The sequence below is a fragment of the Rhizobium album genome, from assembly GCF_003122325.1.
Taxonomy (GTDB): domain Bacteria; phylum Pseudomonadota; class Alphaproteobacteria; order Rhizobiales; family Rhizobiaceae; genus Metarhizobium; species Metarhizobium album.
This window is the reverse complement of the sequence record NZ_QFBC01000030.1, coordinates 1-16,294: the sequence shown is the minus strand read 5'-3', so window position 1 is coordinate 16,294 and position 16,294 is coordinate 1. Positions and strand designations below refer to the sequence as shown.

Below are 16,294 nucleotides of genomic sequence, written 5' to 3'. Positions count from 1 at the left end.
CATTAGTGGTGACGCCCGCAGCAAGGCGGAAAGCTGTCGCGCATCTGATGGATCACCACCAGATGAGCGAACGGCGGGCGTGTAAAGCCATTGGCTATTGCCGGATGATGATCCGTTACGAAACCAGGCGCAGCGATGACCATGACCTTCGCGAGCGGATGAAGGCGCTGGCGCATGAACGCCGCCGCTTTGGCTATCGACGCCTTCATGCGCTGCTCCGGCGCGAGGGTCACCTTGTGAACCACAAGCGGCTCTTCCGGCTCTATCGGGAAGAGAAGCTGACGGTGCGCAAGCGCGGCGCGCGGAAACGAGCGATGGGCACACGCGCGCCGATGCTGATCCCGCTTGCCGCCAATGATCGCTGGTCACTGGACTTCGTGTCGGATCAACTCACCGATGGTCGCAGGTTCCGGATGCTGACAGTCGTCGACGATTGCACCAGGGAATGCCTGGCACTCGTCGCCGATACGTCCCTTTCCGGCCTGCGGGTTGCCCGTGAGCTGGAGCGGATCATCGAGGGACGAGGCAAGCCGAAGATGATCGTCAGCGACAATGGCAGCGAGTTCACCAGCAACGCGATCCTGCAATGGACGGATCGGACCAAGGTGGAATGGCACTACATCGCGCCTGGCAAGCCGATCCAGAACGCCTTCATCGAAAGCTTCAATGGGCGGCTGCGAGACGAGTTCTTGAATGAAACGCTCTTCTCGTCACTGACCCATGCTCGATCGGCGCTCTTATCTTAGCGCAGCGATTACAACGATCATCGACCACATTCTGGACTCGGCTGGATGACACCTGCCGAGTTCGCCCAGACAATCAACCCGCGACGTGATGTGGTGCTGCGCAGCCGGAATGGCTACGCACCGGTCATAAACAGAGTCGGATTGAGGAACTGCTGCCTTGGAACTATGCTGCTAGATATACAAAAGCTTCAGGCCCTGGCGGTGCTCAACGGCCTCTGTCTTTAGTTCAGGTTGTTGCGTAAGGCCGCTTCAAAAGTCCTGTTGCTCGGTTTTAGCTCTTCAAACTCTTCATCAAAACACCGCGAGTGAGCATCAAGTCGAGGGCCGCTTTTGCCACAGACGAAATGCGTTCCAGCCAACCGGAAGCAATAACCGCGTCGTCACCGACATCACCAATATCTGCAACTGCAGCGTTAACAACTGAAAGCACTTTGGTAACGGCGTCCACCTCCGGAGGAGTCATTGTCTCGGGTGATCCTTTCGGCCAAGGCGAAACAGGGTTCTCGTCATCCACCCAATCATAAAACATCTCGAAGAACTCTCGCGAACTCATTCTTCGAACGGCCTGAGCGCCCTCCGCCAACCAACTCATCGAGTCCATGACTCTATTTCGAGCACGCTGTTCGACCAAACGTTTTGATGGATTTTCGCTCACTGCTGCCCACCGTTCATTCTTTCAAAGTTCACTATGGAAACTCTGACATCCGTCGTGGCCGCGACTACGCGCCGAATAGAGAATTGCAGTCAAGGTGCAAGCGGAACGCCGCTTACGTGTCAGGGGACGTCGGATTGTGCTTGACGGAATGGTATGACGTTGTTGCCCCGCATGAATGGAAGTGCACCCTCTGTCTCGATAGTTTTGGTGGCTACGTCCAAAGCCTTCACGTCAGAGGTAAACTGCTCCTCCCAAACGTGACTCGTATTTCTGTAGTCGACCACTTCCAGCGTCCAGGTCTTTTCGGTTTCAAGACGGAAGATGTCGATTGAGAAGGCATAGCCATCAATGACAATCACTTTGCTCTTTCCAGAGGTGACAAGGTTATAGGTCACATGGCGAGGCAGTCCTCGCAGATGCCACAGCCGTCTTCATCCATCCAGTTTTTCGAGCGAACTTGCCGACAGCAAAGGCAAACTACACGGTCATTTCCAGCTGAGGACCTTTCCGGCGGCCGAATTTCGATGCGGGCGTCGTCCTCGGGATGAGTAAGCTCGTTCATTTGAATCCTCGGCAACTGTTTACGAGCGACAGAAGATGGTTAGCCAAACGCCGCTAACAAGATGGAGTGCCGCCTTGATTTGAGAAATATCGCGTCCCCAGATGTTGGTCAGGCTTCACTCTTGAAACAGCTAACGCCTTCACAACGCCTTCACTGCTTGGGCAGCAACACCAACTTCAAACGCTTCGCCATCTAAAATCTCTAAAATCCGATCAATGCCGTACGGCTTAGGAAGGAAACGCCAGTCGTTCAGAGGCTCACGACCAATGCGCCGTCCCGAGGTAACGATGGTTTTTGTCGAGGGAGCAAAATCAGCCACCATGGCCGCAAGGTCGAGGCCGGTAAGATGGCCAGGCATATCGACGTCCGTTATCAAGAAATCGAAGGGTGGGTTGCGGCCAAGTACTGCCACTGCTTGCAGGACATTTCCAGCCTCCACTAACCTCGTATCCTTCATCAATCAAGGCGTCTGCCAAAACTGCTCGGATAAGGACCTCGTCCTCGACAAGAAGCACGGACTTCGGCATGCAGACGGCCTCCATTTGCTGTTTCGAGAACAACTCCGTCGACACCCTGAAAGGTCTGCCCTTTCGGCGACTGTTTGGAAACATATTTAATAAAATGCAAATTAACGAGCGCGGCTTCCCAAACGGCAGACTTCACGGTGAGCTTTCAAGAACACAAGCGTGTGCGTTCAGCAAACAAATAGGAAGCCGCCGACTACGGTGAGCAATATCGATCTTCGAAGAAGCGTCACGGGGTCTCTGGAGCTTTGCCCCTAAACACCTCCGCCAAGTAGTCAACAAACACCCTGATTTTGCGAGGAATGTGAGGTTTATGGGCATAAAACGCAAAGATCGGCTGCTCAACCGGCTCGTAATCCGGCAGCAACTGGACAAGGCGATTATCCGTTATGTCCTGAGCGACCATGAAATCGTTTAATAGGGAATACCCTGCTCCCATCAGGCACGCGTTTCTAACCGCTCGCGCCGAGGTCATGGTAATGTGCTGCGGCACTTCAAAGTCGATTACATTTCCCTGATGCGAAAAACTATGAACGCGCCCCCATTCCCCGCTAACCTGGGTAACGGATGGGCAGGCTCTGATCTCGTCCAAGGTTTTGGGGAACCCATATCTCGTGCAAAACTGAGGCGTAGCGACAAACACGATCCTCTGCGTGGAAACCCTTTGCGCAATCAAGGATGTGTCGTTCAAGGGGCCAACCCTAATGGCTACATCGAAGTGTTCTCCAATGAGATCGACCAACCGATTGCCAAGATCGATTGAGACATTTAGTTGCGGAAATCGTTTGACGAACTCTGGGATCGCGGGTGCCAAGCACTCGTTGCCGAAGGCTGTTACGCAGGAGACGTGGAGATGACCGCGAGGAGTCTCATGGCGTTCGCGCACCGCGTTCCGCATCATTTCAAGCTCGTCCAAAAGGCTGATGCTTTTCCGAACGAACTCCATTCCGGCGTCTGTTAGTTTAATACGTCGCGTGGTTCGATTGAAAAGACGGACACCGAGGTCAAGCTCCAAGTCTGCCACGATGCGGCTGACTGATGCAGCCGAAAGCCGAACCTCCCGGCTCGCAGCGGAGAAACTGTTATTCTTGGCAACAGCTACGACCACCTTCATGGCCTCGATCATATCCATGCGCCATTTTTCCGAATTTCAAAATAGTATCTCTTATCTTTCACTGATTAACACGAGCGGCGGTTCTATGCATCATTGCTGTAAACGCCTTAATGGAGGAGATGGACATGTCGATTAATCCTAGCTGGATACTCCGCAGCTACCCTTCAGCAATGCCATCTGCCGAGAACTGGAGCCTGGAGGATCGTCCAATTCCGATGGCTGCGAATGGCGAATTGGTGGTGAAGACTCTGTGGCTCTCTGTGGACCCCTATATGCGCGGCCGGATTAACCCTGCAAAGAACTACGCTGCCGGTTTTAGAATTGGTGATGTGATGTGCGGGGGTGGAATTGGCGAGGTGGTTACATCTGAATCCGCAAACTTCAAGGCAGGCGACCTCGTAACGAGCGATCATTTTGGCTGGCAGCCTTTCAGCGCTATCCCGGCTACGTCGGCCAAGCTACTGCAAACCAACGATGCTCCGATCCAGTCCGCCCTAAGCTATCTTGGCATGCCCGGCCTCACCGCGTACTTCGCCCTCCTAAAAACCGCGATACCTAAAGTCGGGGAGACAGTGTTGATCTCGGCCGCTTCTGGAGCGGTGGGGCAAATTGCCGGACAAATCGCGCGCATCAAAGGCTTCGACCCGGTGGCTGTCGTGGGCTCGGATGAGAAGCTGGAATGGTGCAAAGAGCTTGGATATCGGACCGGTGTCAATCACAGAAGCTCAACTGATCTTGCGGCCGATGTAGCCAACGCATGCCCAAAGGGCATCGATGTTTTTATCGACAACACGGCGGGACCGATCCACGACGCGGCAATGCTTGCTCTCAACACGTTTGGCAGGGTGGTGGTGGTCGGGACTATCTCCTTGGCCAACCGGTTTGACCAGCCCGATATCGGTGTCAGGCATCTGCGAAGGACGCTCATCACCCGTGCGCGGATAGAGGGGTTTCTGCTCGATGATCATGAACAAGAATACGAGACTGCGACTGCCGATCTCCTATCTTGGCACAAACAGGGACTGCTTCAGACAAGGGAAGATGTAACGGAAGGGATTGAGTCCGTGCCGCATGCTTTCGTGAGGATGCTGAAGGGTGAGAATTTCGGAAAGCAACTGGTCAAGCTGTAATGATTCGAACGGTGATTTGACCAACCGGTCTCAAGGGCAAAATCTTGCGGCGCTTAGATGATTATCGGGCAATGCTAAACAGGGCGGATGTTGTCGTCGCTCATGCCTTTCCGGGCTGCAAATAGGATACGTTTCTCAACAGAGTTGGGGGCGTCTTTTTTCCCATTCCGCGCCGCAGCTGCATTACTCTCGGGATGGAATTCTCGCTATGTAATTAGCATCAAAACTGACTTGACGAGTCACCTGCGCTATCCGACAAGGGATTTATTCCCTTGGAGACATATATGCACACTGGCACCGTCAAATGGTATAGCCACGAAAAGCGCTTCGGTTTCATTACAGCAGACAGCGGTGGGGACGTATTCGTTCACGAAAATACACTTAAAGCAGCCCAGCTGGATACGTTGCTGATCGGACAGAAGGTTTCCTTCACCGCTGATTTAAAGACCCCCAAGCCTCGTGCCAACTCGATTATGGTGACTGCTAATCCTGAACGCCGGAAAAGCGTTGAAGAATTTGAAGAGGAATGGGGCCTGCGAAAGTCCTGACTACTTACCAGTAAAACATACCCGCATACCACGTTGGCCAGTAGGCACTCTTCCCCCGTTCACGCGGATCGAACCATCTGCGCATGCGGCTATGCTTTTGTTGGACCCACGAGTCGAGCACACCTTGTCGAGTGGGCTAGTTCAGCGCTTGGGGGCGAGCGTTGGTGAGGCGATGAACAAGGATCGTGTCGGTCCTAGAGCCTGCGGCATACAGCTCAATAGCACGGCGCAGCATTTCGGTAAGCGGTGTCTTTACCCCACCTTCCGGATCAGCGCGTGATTGTTGATGTTGTCGCCGAGCGAGGCTTCGACATATGACGATTACAGGGTTTACGCATGGCACCAGTGCTGATGGTCTGCCCCCATGGGGTGATCCGTTTGGAATGTTAGTGCATGCTCGGCCTTGTGGCCACAGCCGGCGTTGACGCTGGCCCATTCTGTTGAGGCCAGACGGCCGCTTCAGGTGCCGGTGGCTTGTAGCCCAACGATGAGTGGGGCCGCACCGTGTTGTAATGCTGTCTCCAGTTTTCGATGATAATCTTCGCCTCTTTGAGCGTGTAGAAGATTTCGCCGTTGAGCAGTTCGTCGCGAAGCTTCGAGTTGAAGCTCTCGCAGTAGCCGTTTTCCCATGGGCTGCCCGGCATGATGTAGGCGGTCTTGGCACCCACTGCCGCGATCCACTCCCGAAGTGCTTTGGCGATAAACTCCGGGCCGTTGTCAGAACGAATATGCGTTGGGATGCCCTTTAGGATGAATAGGTCAGAAAGCACGTCGATGACATCGATGGCCTTCAGCTTCCTCTCGACCCTGATGGCAATACATTCTCGCGTGAACTCATCGATCACGTTGAGCATGCGGATTTTCCTGCCATTGTGCGTCCGATCCTCGACGAAGTCATAGGACCAGACATGGTTCGGGTATTCCGGTCGAAGCCGGATACACGAACTGTCGTTCAACCACAGCCGCCCGCGCTTGAGTTGCTTATGAGGCACTTTCAGCCCCTCTCGCCGCCAGATACGCTCGACCCGTTTGACGTTCACGATCCAGCCTGCCCGATGCAGCATCGCCGTTATGCGGCGATAACCATAGCGGCCATACTGGAGAGCAAGCGCCGTGATGTCAGCGGTCAGCGCCATTTCATCATCTGGGGTCTTGGCGGTCTTGCGCTGTGTGGAGCGATGTTGACCGAGAACCCGGCATGCCCGACGTTCGGACACCTTCAGTTCATCGGTGACATGGTCCACGCAAGCGCGGCGACGGGCGGGGCTCAGAAGTTTCCCTTGGCGGCCTCCGCAAGAATCATCTTGTCCAGCGTGAGATCGGAAACGGCCCGCCGGAGCCGGGCGTTCTCCGCTTCCAGTTCCTTCAGCCGCTTAACCTGGTCGCCCTTCAGGCCACCGTATTCGGACCGCCACCGGTAGTATGTAACTTCCGTCACGCCTATCGACCGGATCGCTTCCGCCATCGATTTCCCCTGCGCATTCAGCACGTCAACCTGACGAAGCTTCGTGACGATCTCTTCAGCCTTGTGTCTTTTCGCTGCCATTTCAATGTCCTTCTGAGGCTCATAAGCCATACTTCATGAAGGATCACTTTTCAGGGGGCAGACCAAGCAAGGGGAGAACTATCGTCAACAGGCTCTCGCGACCCGCAGATCTGGCACGGTTGAAGGCTCTTGTTCGGTAGTCGTCTGGCCTTTCGACCGATATACAGTCAAGGCTTTCGGTCGGATAATGGGCTGGAGGAGAAGGAAATGGCCGGTCGATGCTGGTCAAGGCAGATCGAAGCGGCGGGGCAGTTGATTAGTTTACGAGCCTGGTGGTTACACTCTGGGGTCCTACCCCTTCCGGAACCGGTACCGAGGTAGCATTATACTCTGCATTGAGAACAAGATTGGGCCCCTTTGACAAATGGAGCCGCCTGACAACCACGGCCGTATAGGCGGACGCATCGGCAACTTTATTGTTGGCATCCACAATGAGGTTGCCCATGGGAAGATAAATCGTTCCCAGAAGTTTCCTGGCCTTGTTGCTGGTGATGACGAAATCCGCTTCAGCGGAATCTCGATCCTGAAATGCAATCAATCCAGCCATCGGCCCTGTCTTTGGTGCCTCAACATTGACGATGGAACTGCTTGCGAACTCGAAGCGAGCGTCAGGGCCTGTAAAGTAAAATCCGACGCCTTTCGCCTCTACATGTGAGCTGGATTCGATTATGAGCGGACCATCCTTGATAACGTAAACACCAGGTTTTAAGGTTACTTCTGAGCTGGCGCGGATCGTGAGCCCACCGCAATATACGCCCGGATTTAGCTGTCCAACAAACGACTGATACACCGCATCATGCTGGGAACAGGCGGAAACCTCTGGCGCCGGGCGGGATTCCAAGGGATCTTTGACTGACGGACAGTCGGTGAGGGGCAGCTTGTTAAAATTTCGCGCGGCTCCACCGAAGCCACCCGCGGTACACGCCAAGTCCGCGATAAGGTTCGCATTCCCTTCGGAAATCAGCCCTTTCTCGCTTTCAGCGTTTGAATAAACAGCGCAACGGGGAGCAGATAGCACCGCATTCGTATTCATCGAAATTGTGCCTTCGTCTGACGGATGAAGCCCAATTACGCAAATGTTCGAACTATTGCTGGCCTGAGCGGTCGACCTGACCCTGATTTGCGGACTCCCCTGGAAATAACCCACCACAAAATATGGCCGGTGGTCCTGCTCCAGAACGACCGTAACCTGTTTGGCAGTCGCATCCACCTGGACGTCGGCGGTATAGATGCCCGACCCGCCCGCGCGCAAATTGATATCGAGATAGCTTTCGACGACTGCCCTAGCAGCATTCTCCGTCCAACCGCTCAAACCGGCTTCCTTAGCGGCGGCAAGCGACGCGGAATCTGCGGCCGCCTGCAATTCCAATCGGTGATTGACGAATGCCCCAAAATCCACCGCACCCCCTGCCACGCCCAGAAGAACCGGTGCAAGTATGCCGAACATCAAGGCCATATGGCCTTCCCGCGACTGCCAAAATCTTCGGAATGCATGAAAAGGCATCAACGCGCTGCCTGGGCTTGATGGGGGATTGGAGGGGAAGTTACAAATTCTAGGATGTTAGATGAGGGAACAGGACGAGAGAACAGGTATCCCTGGACGAGGTCGATCCGTGCGTTACGCACTGCATTCAATTCTGCTTCGGTTTCAACGCCCTCCGCAACGGTGGCCAGGCCTAGATCACGGGCAATCTGTGCGGAATTCTCAAGAAACTTGACGACGACGGCGTCCGACGGACATGCCTCAATGATTTTCCGGTCGAATTTCAATTCAGAGAATGGACACAGACGCAGCAATTCGAAATTCGATGCCCCTGTACCGTAATCGTCGAGAGATAATTTGAAGCCAGCAATGCGTAAACGCGCCAGCGCCTCCACAAGGTAACTCAGATCTGTCGGAAGTGACCGCTCGGTGAGTTCAAGACAAATCTTCTCAGACGCGATCCCTGCGCTCTTAACGCGCTCTGTAATCTGTCCGGCCATGCCGGGGAGTTCCAGGACCGATGAGTCGAAATTGATGGAGGTTTGAATATCGTGTCCCTGGTTCTGCCACCGGCTTATATCGTCGAGGACAATATCCATGATCTCGAGCGAGACCCTGGCGAGTTCATCGGTTGAGGCGATTGCATCGAATACACGGTTGGGTCCGTAGATGCGGCCACTCTCCGCGCGCAAGCGTATAAGGGCCTCAACTCCTTCCATAGCGCCGGTCCGCACATTGAACTGAGGCTGGTAGTAGGCCTGCAAGGTACAGAAGTCGCGGCTGAAGACTTCATCTGGCTTGATCGTTGCGGTCTCTTCGCGGCGCTCGAGTTTAGCGAGCAGTTCCTTTACCTCGCTTAGTTGCAATGGTTTGCGGAGGCTGCCGGCAATACGGACACCCAGCATCTCTCCCATCAATCCTGCAGATCGTAGGGTCGCCGCTGCCTCACCGCTGGAAATCACAATCTGACCGTTGAATCCGTGCTCAGCAGCGAGGCGAAGAAATCCAAGCCCGTCCAGATCGGGCATATTGAGGTCCAGCAAAACGAGATCAAATGACCTGGCCATCATAAGCGTGATACCCTGATCACCGCTGGCAGCCGAATCGACTTCGCCGTCGATAAGAGCGCTCAGAACACTCTCCGCAACCGTTCGGAATATCTCGTCGTCGTCAACAATGAGGCATTTCAGGCAGGGCTTCATTAGCGTCTCCTCAAGGCGAGTTGATCACCTTCACCCCAACAAAGTCTTACCTTTAAGCGCTAAATTTTGGAGAAGCCGCCAGATCAGGCAAAATTTTAAGTCCCGGCCGACTAATCTATTGGCCTCTGCAAGTGGAGTATCGTATGGCGCCTGTGCATTCAATTTCCAAGCGTGTGGCGCGGATCGCGATTATCGGCGTGGGAACAGGCATCACGCTTAGCGTCGGGCTATTTCTGATCCAGGATTTCCGGCAGGCCATCAAACTAGAAACAGCCCGATATCAAAGCGCCGCTTATGCGTTTGCAGCGGCTTCGAGTGACGCGGTGGCCAAATCGGACACCCGCGCGGCATTAGAGGTCCTGAGAGGTGTCAAAAATCTCCCCGACGTCAACTATATCGCGGCGCTGGATCAGAACGCCCATCCATTTGCGGAAATCGGTTCAGGGTCGCACCTGATAGGCCCGGACGGCGAGATGGTGGATTTCTGGTCAGCTTCGATACGCGTTGAAGCCACGGTTAAAGCGTCTGGAATCACCGTTGGAACGATCGTCATGCAAGCCGCCAATGATGAACTTCTCTGGCGCTATCTGAAGGCGCTCCTTAGCGCGGGGTGCGTCGCACTCTTTCTGGTCATTGTCGTGGCTTGGTTCGCGAAGCGACAGATCACGTCTGTCATGCGGCCACTTTCCTCACTTGCCGACCAATTCCACGATATTGGAAATCAGCCCGACCTTTCGACCCGCATCGTCAAGGAGCGTGACGATGAAGTCGGGATTCTGATCGATGCGTTCAATGACATGTTTGGACGGATCGATGAGCGCGACCAGTTGCTTGCGCGCCACAGAGAGTCCCTTGAGCAAACAGTTGAAGAGCGGACCGCTCAGCTGCGACTTGCAAAGGAGGATGCTGAAGCTGCCAATGCCGCCAAGTCGGACTTTCTCGCAACCATGAGCCATGAAATTCGCACCCCCATGAATGGGATGTTGGTCATGGCTGAAATGCTTGCAGCTGCACCGCTAGCGCCGCGTCACCTGCGTTTTGCGGAAATTATCACCCGATCTGGCAAGAACCTTCTTCACATCATCAATGACATCCTGGATCTTTCGAAAGTCGAAGCGGGCAAGATTGATTTAGAGCAAGTCGCGTATTCCTTAGATGACGTGATCGAAGACGTGCTGTGCTTGTTTGCGGAGCGCGCCAGGGAGGTCAATCTCACCCTTGCTGTCGTGGTGGAACGGTCCGTGCCGCGCCGGATCTACGGAGATCCAACGCGAATGTCCCAGATTCTGAGCAATCTTGTGAATAACGCGCTGAAGTTTACGGAACGCGGTGGCGTCTCCGTCGTCGTTCACGGCCCTGATCCTCAGGGCATGCTGGAAATATCCGTCACGGATACGGGCATCGGAATGACACCTGACCAGGTAACACGTGTGTTTGATCGCTTCCAGCAGGCCGATGCCTCGATTGCCAGGCGTTTTGGAGGTACGGGCCTCGGATTATCGATTACCAGGCAGCTTGTCGGATTAATGGGAGGGCGGATTTCTGTATGCTCCGAGCAGGGCTCCGGTTCAACCTTCACCGTGAGCCTGCCGTGCGAACGGGCTGACGATGCCGGAGTTGTCGGCTTGGAAAACCGCCGTATCGTCCGGATCGTCGATGAAGACCGGCTGTCACGGGCTGCGACGGAACGCGCCTTGATTGATCGAGGTTTCGAAATCGCGGGCGATCCGACGATCAGGCCGGACTTTCTGTTGTTGAAAGCTGGCCAGGACTACACTTTCGAAACGTGCGATTGCCCCGTCATCCTACTCAGGGGTTTTGCCGGAACAGGTGCAACTGTACCCTCGCATGTGGAAGTCGTTCATGAGCTCGCGCTCCCTCTTCATCGTCAAAATCTCGACCGGTTATGCTCAGCAATCAATCAAAATGACATTGCGTCTTTGAAGGCAGCGGCGACGGACGTCTCCAGCGGACATGTTGTCTCGGACTTCTCCCGCCTGCGGGTTTTGGCGGTTGACGACGTCGCGGTGAACAGAGAAGTGCTTTTTGAAGCTCTGAAGTCGTTTGGTATCACCTGCGACTTGGCCGCAAGCGGCACGGAAGGGTTGGAGCGAGCCCGAAGCTGCCATTACGACGTCATTTTTATGGACTGCTCGATGCCCGATATCGATGGCTTCCAAGTGACCAATGAGATCCGCGCCTATGAAAAAACGACGCAACGCCCGGCCAGTTTTATCGTGGCCCTTACAGGGCATACCGGAGGGAGAGAAGGTGAGAGATGGCGCTCGGAGGGTATGGATGCCCACATTGCCAAGCCGTTCAACATCCGGCAACTTCTTGCCATTCTAGAAGGTATTCCCAGCGAAAACGGGATTTCTGAAAAACATGACGATCACTCCGGTAGCCCTTCGGAGCCTGTCTTGTCCCCTGCTTCTCTGGCAATGTTCGACGAAATTCTAGAGATGACCGGCACCGATCTCAGAAAAAAGGTCTTTCCCCTATTTATTCAGCAGGCACCGACCTTCTTCGAGAAAGTTCGAGCTGCAATCGACAGCACAGATACGGAAGCGGCTTCTCTGGTGCACGCAATGAAGTCGAATTGCTCTAGCGCCGGCGCGCAACGGGCAATGATCCTATGTGAGACGTTGGAAACAGCGTTGAAAAACGGCCAGCTCTGCTCGCCCCTGCTTGTTTTTGAGCTAGGGCAAGCGGTTTCAGACGCTGTTGTTATGATGGAGGCCCAACTTCAAAGGGCAGCAAAATCAAGTGCGGCCTGACGTCGTAATCTGTGCCTATTGACGATTGGTCTTTTGGACTTTCAAGGGCATAAGACGGGCGAATGAAACGCAAGGCTTTTCGCAAGGTCGTGCAACTCTTCGGCGCAGGCATATCGGCGGATGAACTGGGGAAGAAGGGACTGCGGTAACTGCAGGAGGAGAAGAACCTGAAAAAGTTGTGAATTCTTTATTGCTTAGACGAAGTTTCAAACGCGGCAGGCAATGCCTAGCAACGCGGCCTGCTCGGCAGCCCATATATTGGAAATTACGTCAGGCGAGGTCTTAGTTTGTTGATTGCCACCGAGACTGACCCAATCCTCGGACATGTATGAAGCGCAGGAGATGTGTTATCTTTCGACGCATCAATCGATGGGGAGCCGACATGACTGAACTGGCCTTGCATCACGTTTCCATCATCACGAAAGACCTCGCCAAGTCACTGCCGTTTTATCGCGATGTCTTCGGCCTCACCGAGATAAAGCGCCCGGATTTTCCTGTCGCGGGAGCCTGGCTAGCCTGCGGACGGCTTCAGGTACATCTCGTGGTCCATCCCGATGGCACCTTCAGGCGCAAAGCCGTCATCGACCGAAATGACTGGCATTTTGCGTTTAACACGGAAGACTTCGATGGCATCGTGAGCAAGCTCAAATCCCTCGGCTTCAGCTCCGATCTTGCGGAAGCTGACCCGAAGCATATGCTTGTGTTCAGGTCGGGCCTGGCAGGCTTTCCCCAGCTTTACCTGCGCGACCCCGATTTTAACGTTGTCGAGATCAATGGCGCTCCCTGAGAACACACAAGGTTTGGCGACTACTTCGTCTGACCGGCAACAGTTTGTTCGTCCCTAACGGCTGAGGCATCACTAGCTCCCACGATCCGGACACGCAGGCCATCATAGCGCTCCACGTTTGCCTTCGGTTCACGCAGCAAGGTTAGTGCCTGTGGCATGTCGATGTCAGGACCGTCAGTCTTCTTCCGATCGATCGCACGATGCGGCAGGCTCAGCACATGCGTTTTGGTCGCGACGCATTGATCCAGAGCCAATTCGACAGCCCCAACGACGACCTGTTCGTCGCGCTAAAACACCAAAGCGAGGATGTCGGCCATCTCTCAATAACTACCGGGAGGCGAAGCATTTGGTCCTCACGTTGTCGAAACGCTAGCGGTAATTCCAGTAATGAAGCACCATTGCGCAAGACACCAGGCTTGCGCTGGATAACGGCAAGGTAATGCCGCCAGTCGTAAATCGTTCGTATCTCTCCGCCGAAGGCCGTCTGCCCTGACTTGCTGATTGGCGTTAAGTCCATGGCTTATGTCATGCGCTACAATCATTTCCCCGATTGAGGTTTTGTCCGCCGATGATCTTGGTCGCCGGCGGGATTGGTCGGACGAAGAGAAAGTCCGGATCGTCGAGGAGAGCCTGCAAGGCTTTCGGCAGGGCTCAGTGACGGCACGGCGATATGGACTGTCGCGGTCATTGTTGACCCGCTGGCGTCGGGAATACCGCAGTGGCCTTCTGAGCGGTTCCGCTCCAACGGGCTTCGTGCCACTTTCGATTTCGCCGCCAGCGGCGGCATCTTGCGAGGTAGCCCCACCTCTCCGATCTGAGGACAACAAGACGATCGAGATCGGGCTGCCGAACGGGCGACGGCTGACGATTCCGGCCTCGCTTGATCCGACTATCCTCGCGCGCCTGCTGCCGGTTCTGGACGCGCCATGATCGCCTTTCCGGCCGGGGTGAAGGTGTGGATCGCGGGCGGCGTGACGGATATGCGTTGCGGTATGAACAGCCTGGCGCTGAAGGTTCAACAAGGTCTTGGCCGCGATCCTCATGGCGGCGAAGTCTTCTGCTTCCGAGGTCGCAAGGGTGACCTGATCAAGGTCCTGTGGCATGACGGCGTCGGCATGTCGCTCTACATAAAGCGCCTTGAGGCGGGCAAGTTCATCTGGCCGGTCAGCGAGAATGGCTCCGCCGTGCCGGTCTCGGCGGCACAGTTGGGATATCTCCTGGAAGGGATCGATTGGCGCAATCCTCGCTGGACGCAACGGCCTGCGGCGGCAGGCTGATCGCTATCATTCCTCTGTTTTTGTTGGGCTTTCAGCATGTGACATGGTAGCTTTCGGCCATGGATGATGCTGCTTCGGAGATAGCCAGATTACGCGCCGCGCTTGCAGCATCGGAAGCGCGTGCCGCCTCCGCCGAGGCCGATCTCGCTCAGGTGCGCGCCGTCGTGACGACGTCCGAGGCGATGATCCGGCACCTCAAGCTCGAGATCGCCAAGTTGCGTCGCGAGCAGTACGGCCAGAGTTCGGAACGGCGCGCCCGGCTGATCGACCAGATGGAATTGCAGCTCGAAGAACTCGAGGCCGACGCCACCGAGGACGAGATCGCCGCGGAACGCGTGGCAGCGAAGATCACAAATGTCTCCGCCTTCGAACGCCGCCGGCCAGCCCGTAAGCCGTTTCCCGAGCACTTGCCGCGCGAACGCGTGATCATCGAGGCTCCGGCGCACTGCGCCTGTTGCGGCTCGGCCCGGATCGTGAAGATGGGCGAAGACATCACCGAGACGTTAGAGGCGATTCCGCGCCAGTGGAAGGTGATCCAGACGGTGCGCGAGAAGTTCACCTGCCGGGACTGCGAGAAGATCAGCCAGCCACCGGCACCTTTCCATGCGACCCCGCGTGGATGGGCGGGACCGAACTTGCTGGCGACGATCCTGTTCGAGAAGTTCGGCCAACATCAGCCATTGAACCGCCAGGCTGAGCGCTACGCCAGGGAAGGCGTCGATCTCAGCCTCTCCACGCTGGCCGATCAGGTCGGAGCCTGCGCGACGGTGCTACAGCCGATTCATGATCTGATCCGCGCCCATGTGCTCGCCGCCGGCCGGCTGCATGGCGACGACACAACCGTGCCGCTGCTGGCCAAAGGTGCAACGCGGCAGGCACGAATATGGACTTATGTGCGCGATGACCGCCCCTTCGCCGGCGGTGCCCCTCCCGCGGCGCTCTTCCACTTCTCTCCCGATCGCGAGAAAATCCATCCCAACACGCATCTCGCTGGGTGGCATGGCACACTGCAAGCCGATGCCTATGGTGGCTACAACGATCTTTATCGTGCGGACCGCAGCCCTGCACCGGTAATCAGCGCGCTTTGCTGGAGTCATGCGCGGCGCAAGTTCTTCGAGCTGGCCGACATCGCCGGCAACGTGCGCAAGGGCAAACCCGCTCATGAGATATCGCCGGTCGCACTCGGGGCCGTGGCCCGCATCGACGCTCTCTTCGATATCGAGCACGACATAAACGGATTACCTGTCGAGGACCGGCTCGCAGCACGCCAACAACATGCTCGTCCGCTCGTCGAGGAACTGCACGACTGGCTGATGGCGCAGCGCACCCAGATGTCCAAGCACAATCCCGTCGCCAAGGCGATCAACTACATGTTCGAGAAGGAGGGGCGCTGGGAAGCCTTCACCCGGTTCCTCGATGACGGCAGGCTTTGCCTTTCGAACAATGCGGGCGAGCGCGCTCTGCGTGGGATCGCTCTGGGAAGAAAGGCATGGCTGTTCGCCGGTTCCCAGCGTGGGGGCGAGCGCGCTGCCTTCATGTATTCCCTGATCGTCACGGCAAAGATGAACGATATCGATCCGCAGGCTTGGTTGGCGGATGTCCTCGCCCGCATGCCCAACCTTCCCGTGTCACGACTGCCGGAACTGTTGCCGTGGAACTGGACCGCCGCCGGCAGCGCACGGCAGATGGCGGCCTGATGGCGCGACCGACCCATGTCTACACGATCGAATACGTCGCCACGCTGATCGGCGAGAACCTCGAGCTCGTCCAGGAAATTGCCAGCAACTCAGACAACATCGACTACGGCGAGATGATCCGTAAGCGTGTAGGCGATCCCACGTAGCGCGTTTGTTCGCGGAAGCTCATTTTCTGCATGAATCATGCGGAGAGTCATATGAGCGACAAGGTGAATCAGGGCCGGACGTTTGAAGTTTTGACGGCGA

15 protein-coding genes and 2 pseudogenes are annotated in these 16,294 nt (G+C 55.8%); 9 read left to right on the top strand and 8 right to left on the bottom strand.

Translation table 11 applies throughout. The features are described 5' to 3' along the window. Positions 1–5: 5 nt before the first annotated feature. Positions 6–971, top strand: a pseudogene (locus tag DEM27_RS32130) (IS3 family transposase); the annotation flags it as partial. Between the two features lie 46 nt (positions 972–1,017). On the opposite strand, the gene DEM27_RS32125 reads toward DEM27_RS32130, so the two are convergent. The 4 genes from DEM27_RS32125 to DEM27_RS32110 all read right to left on the bottom strand — a co-directional run bounded on the left by DEM27_RS32125 (position 1,018) and on the right by DEM27_RS32110 (position 3,619). Further along, entirely contained in the window at positions 1,018–1,401 is a 384-nt protein-coding gene (locus DEM27_RS32125; protein ID WP_128755617.1) for a hypothetical protein, read from the bottom strand. A gap of 119 nt (positions 1,402–1,520) precedes the next feature. Beyond that, positions 1,521–1,796 (bottom strand): hypothetical protein, encoded by a 276-nt coding sequence (locus DEM27_RS32120; RefSeq protein WP_245446272.1) that lies wholly within the window; start codon positions 1,794–1,796, stop codon positions 1,521–1,523. 306 nt (positions 1,797–2,102) lie between these two features. Then, entirely contained in the window at positions 2,103–2,423 is a 321-nt protein-coding gene (locus DEM27_RS32115) for a response regulator (protein WP_245446271.1), read from the bottom strand. 293 nt (positions 2,424–2,716) lie between these two features. Continuing rightward, the gene (locus tag DEM27_RS32110; RefSeq protein WP_109462304.1) at positions 2,717–3,619 is read right to left on the bottom strand and encodes a LysR family transcriptional regulator; all 903 of its coding nucleotides are present in this window, start codon (positions 3,617–3,619) and stop codon (positions 2,717–2,719) included. A gap of 107 nt (positions 3,620–3,726) precedes the next feature. Between DEM27_RS32110 and DEM27_RS32105 the strand changes: the two genes are divergently transcribed. Next, positions 3,727–4,731 carry an NADP-dependent oxidoreductase gene (locus tag DEM27_RS32105; RefSeq protein ID WP_109462320.1) on the top strand — a complete coding sequence of 335 codons (1,005 nt, stop codon included), beginning with the start codon at positions 3,727–3,729 and terminating at the stop codon, positions 4,729–4,731. Positions 4,732–5,015: 284 nt separating this feature from the next. Continuing rightward, on the top strand, positions 5,016–5,279 hold the full coding sequence (locus tag DEM27_RS32100) for a cold-shock protein (protein ID WP_109462303.1): 264 nt from the start codon (positions 5,016–5,018) through the stop codon (positions 5,277–5,279). Between the two features lie 386 nt (positions 5,280–5,665). Here the strand turns inward: DEM27_RS32100 and DEM27_RS32095 are convergent. From DEM27_RS32095 to DEM27_RS32085, 3 genes are all read right to left on the bottom strand, one after another. Next, positions 5,666–6,825 (bottom strand): IS3 family transposase gene (locus tag DEM27_RS32095; RefSeq protein ID WP_109462319.1). Its coding sequence is split into 2 segments (ribosomal slippage): positions 5,666–6,561 and positions 6,561–6,825, totalling 1,161 coding nucleotides; the frame shifts between segments, so codons are not numbered across the junction. 256 nt (positions 6,826–7,081) lie between these two features. Beyond that, positions 7,082–8,281: a pilus assembly protein TadG-related protein gene (locus DEM27_RS32090; protein ID WP_165823716.1), complete on the bottom strand. Its 1,200-nt coding sequence runs from the start codon at positions 8,279–8,281 to the stop codon at positions 7,082–7,084. Positions 8,282–8,328: 47 nt separating this feature from the next. Next, positions 8,329–9,510, bottom strand: a complete 1,182-nt coding sequence (locus DEM27_RS32085; protein WP_109462301.1) for an EAL domain-containing response regulator — start codon at positions 9,508–9,510, stop codon at positions 8,329–8,331. A 143-nt stretch (positions 9,511–9,653) separates the two neighbouring features. Between DEM27_RS32085 and DEM27_RS32080 the strand changes: the two genes are divergently transcribed. Together DEM27_RS32080 and DEM27_RS32075 are read left to right on the top strand one after the other, a co-directional pair. After that, entirely contained in the window at positions 9,654–12,287 is a 2,634-nt protein-coding gene (locus DEM27_RS32080) for an ATP-binding protein (RefSeq protein WP_109462300.1), read from the top strand. Between the two features lie 382 nt (positions 12,288–12,669). Then, positions 12,670–13,074 (top strand): VOC family protein, encoded by a 405-nt coding sequence (locus DEM27_RS32075; RefSeq protein ID WP_205909008.1) that lies wholly within the window; start codon positions 12,670–12,672, stop codon positions 13,072–13,074. Positions 13,075–13,094: 20 nt separating this feature from the next. Here the strand turns inward: DEM27_RS32075 and DEM27_RS34850 are convergent. Next, positions 13,095–13,537 (bottom strand): annotated as a pseudogene (locus DEM27_RS34850) (IS21 family transposase); the annotation flags it as partial. A 59-nt stretch (positions 13,538–13,596) separates the two neighbouring features. Here DEM27_RS34850 and tnpA point away from each other — a divergent pair. From tnpA to DEM27_RS32045, 4 genes are read left to right on the top strand one after another with little or no spacing between them, the layout of a single operon-like run. Next, positions 13,597–14,004, top strand: a complete 408-nt coding sequence (tnpA, locus tag DEM27_RS35310) for an IS66-like element accessory protein TnpA (protein ID WP_109462299.1) — start codon at positions 13,597–13,599, stop codon at positions 14,002–14,004. Then, complete coding sequence (tnpB, locus tag DEM27_RS32055; RefSeq protein WP_064334793.1) at positions 14,001–14,351, top strand: IS66 family insertion sequence element accessory protein TnpB; 351 nt, start codon at positions 14,001–14,003, stop codon at positions 14,349–14,351. Before tnpA ends, tnpB begins: the two co-directional genes overlap by 4 nt. Before the next feature lie 59 nt (positions 14,352–14,410). Beyond that, a complete protein-coding gene (tnpC, locus tag DEM27_RS32050) occupies positions 14,411–16,048 on the top strand; it encodes an IS66 family transposase (protein WP_109462298.1) in 1,638 nt (545 codons plus the stop codon). Then, on the top strand, positions 16,003–16,194 hold the full coding sequence (locus DEM27_RS32045; RefSeq protein ID WP_109462297.1) for a hypothetical protein: 192 nt from the start codon (positions 16,003–16,005) through the stop codon (positions 16,192–16,194). The genes tnpC and DEM27_RS32045 overlap by 46 nt, the downstream gene beginning before the upstream one ends. Positions 16,195–16,294: the final 100 nt, after the last annotated feature.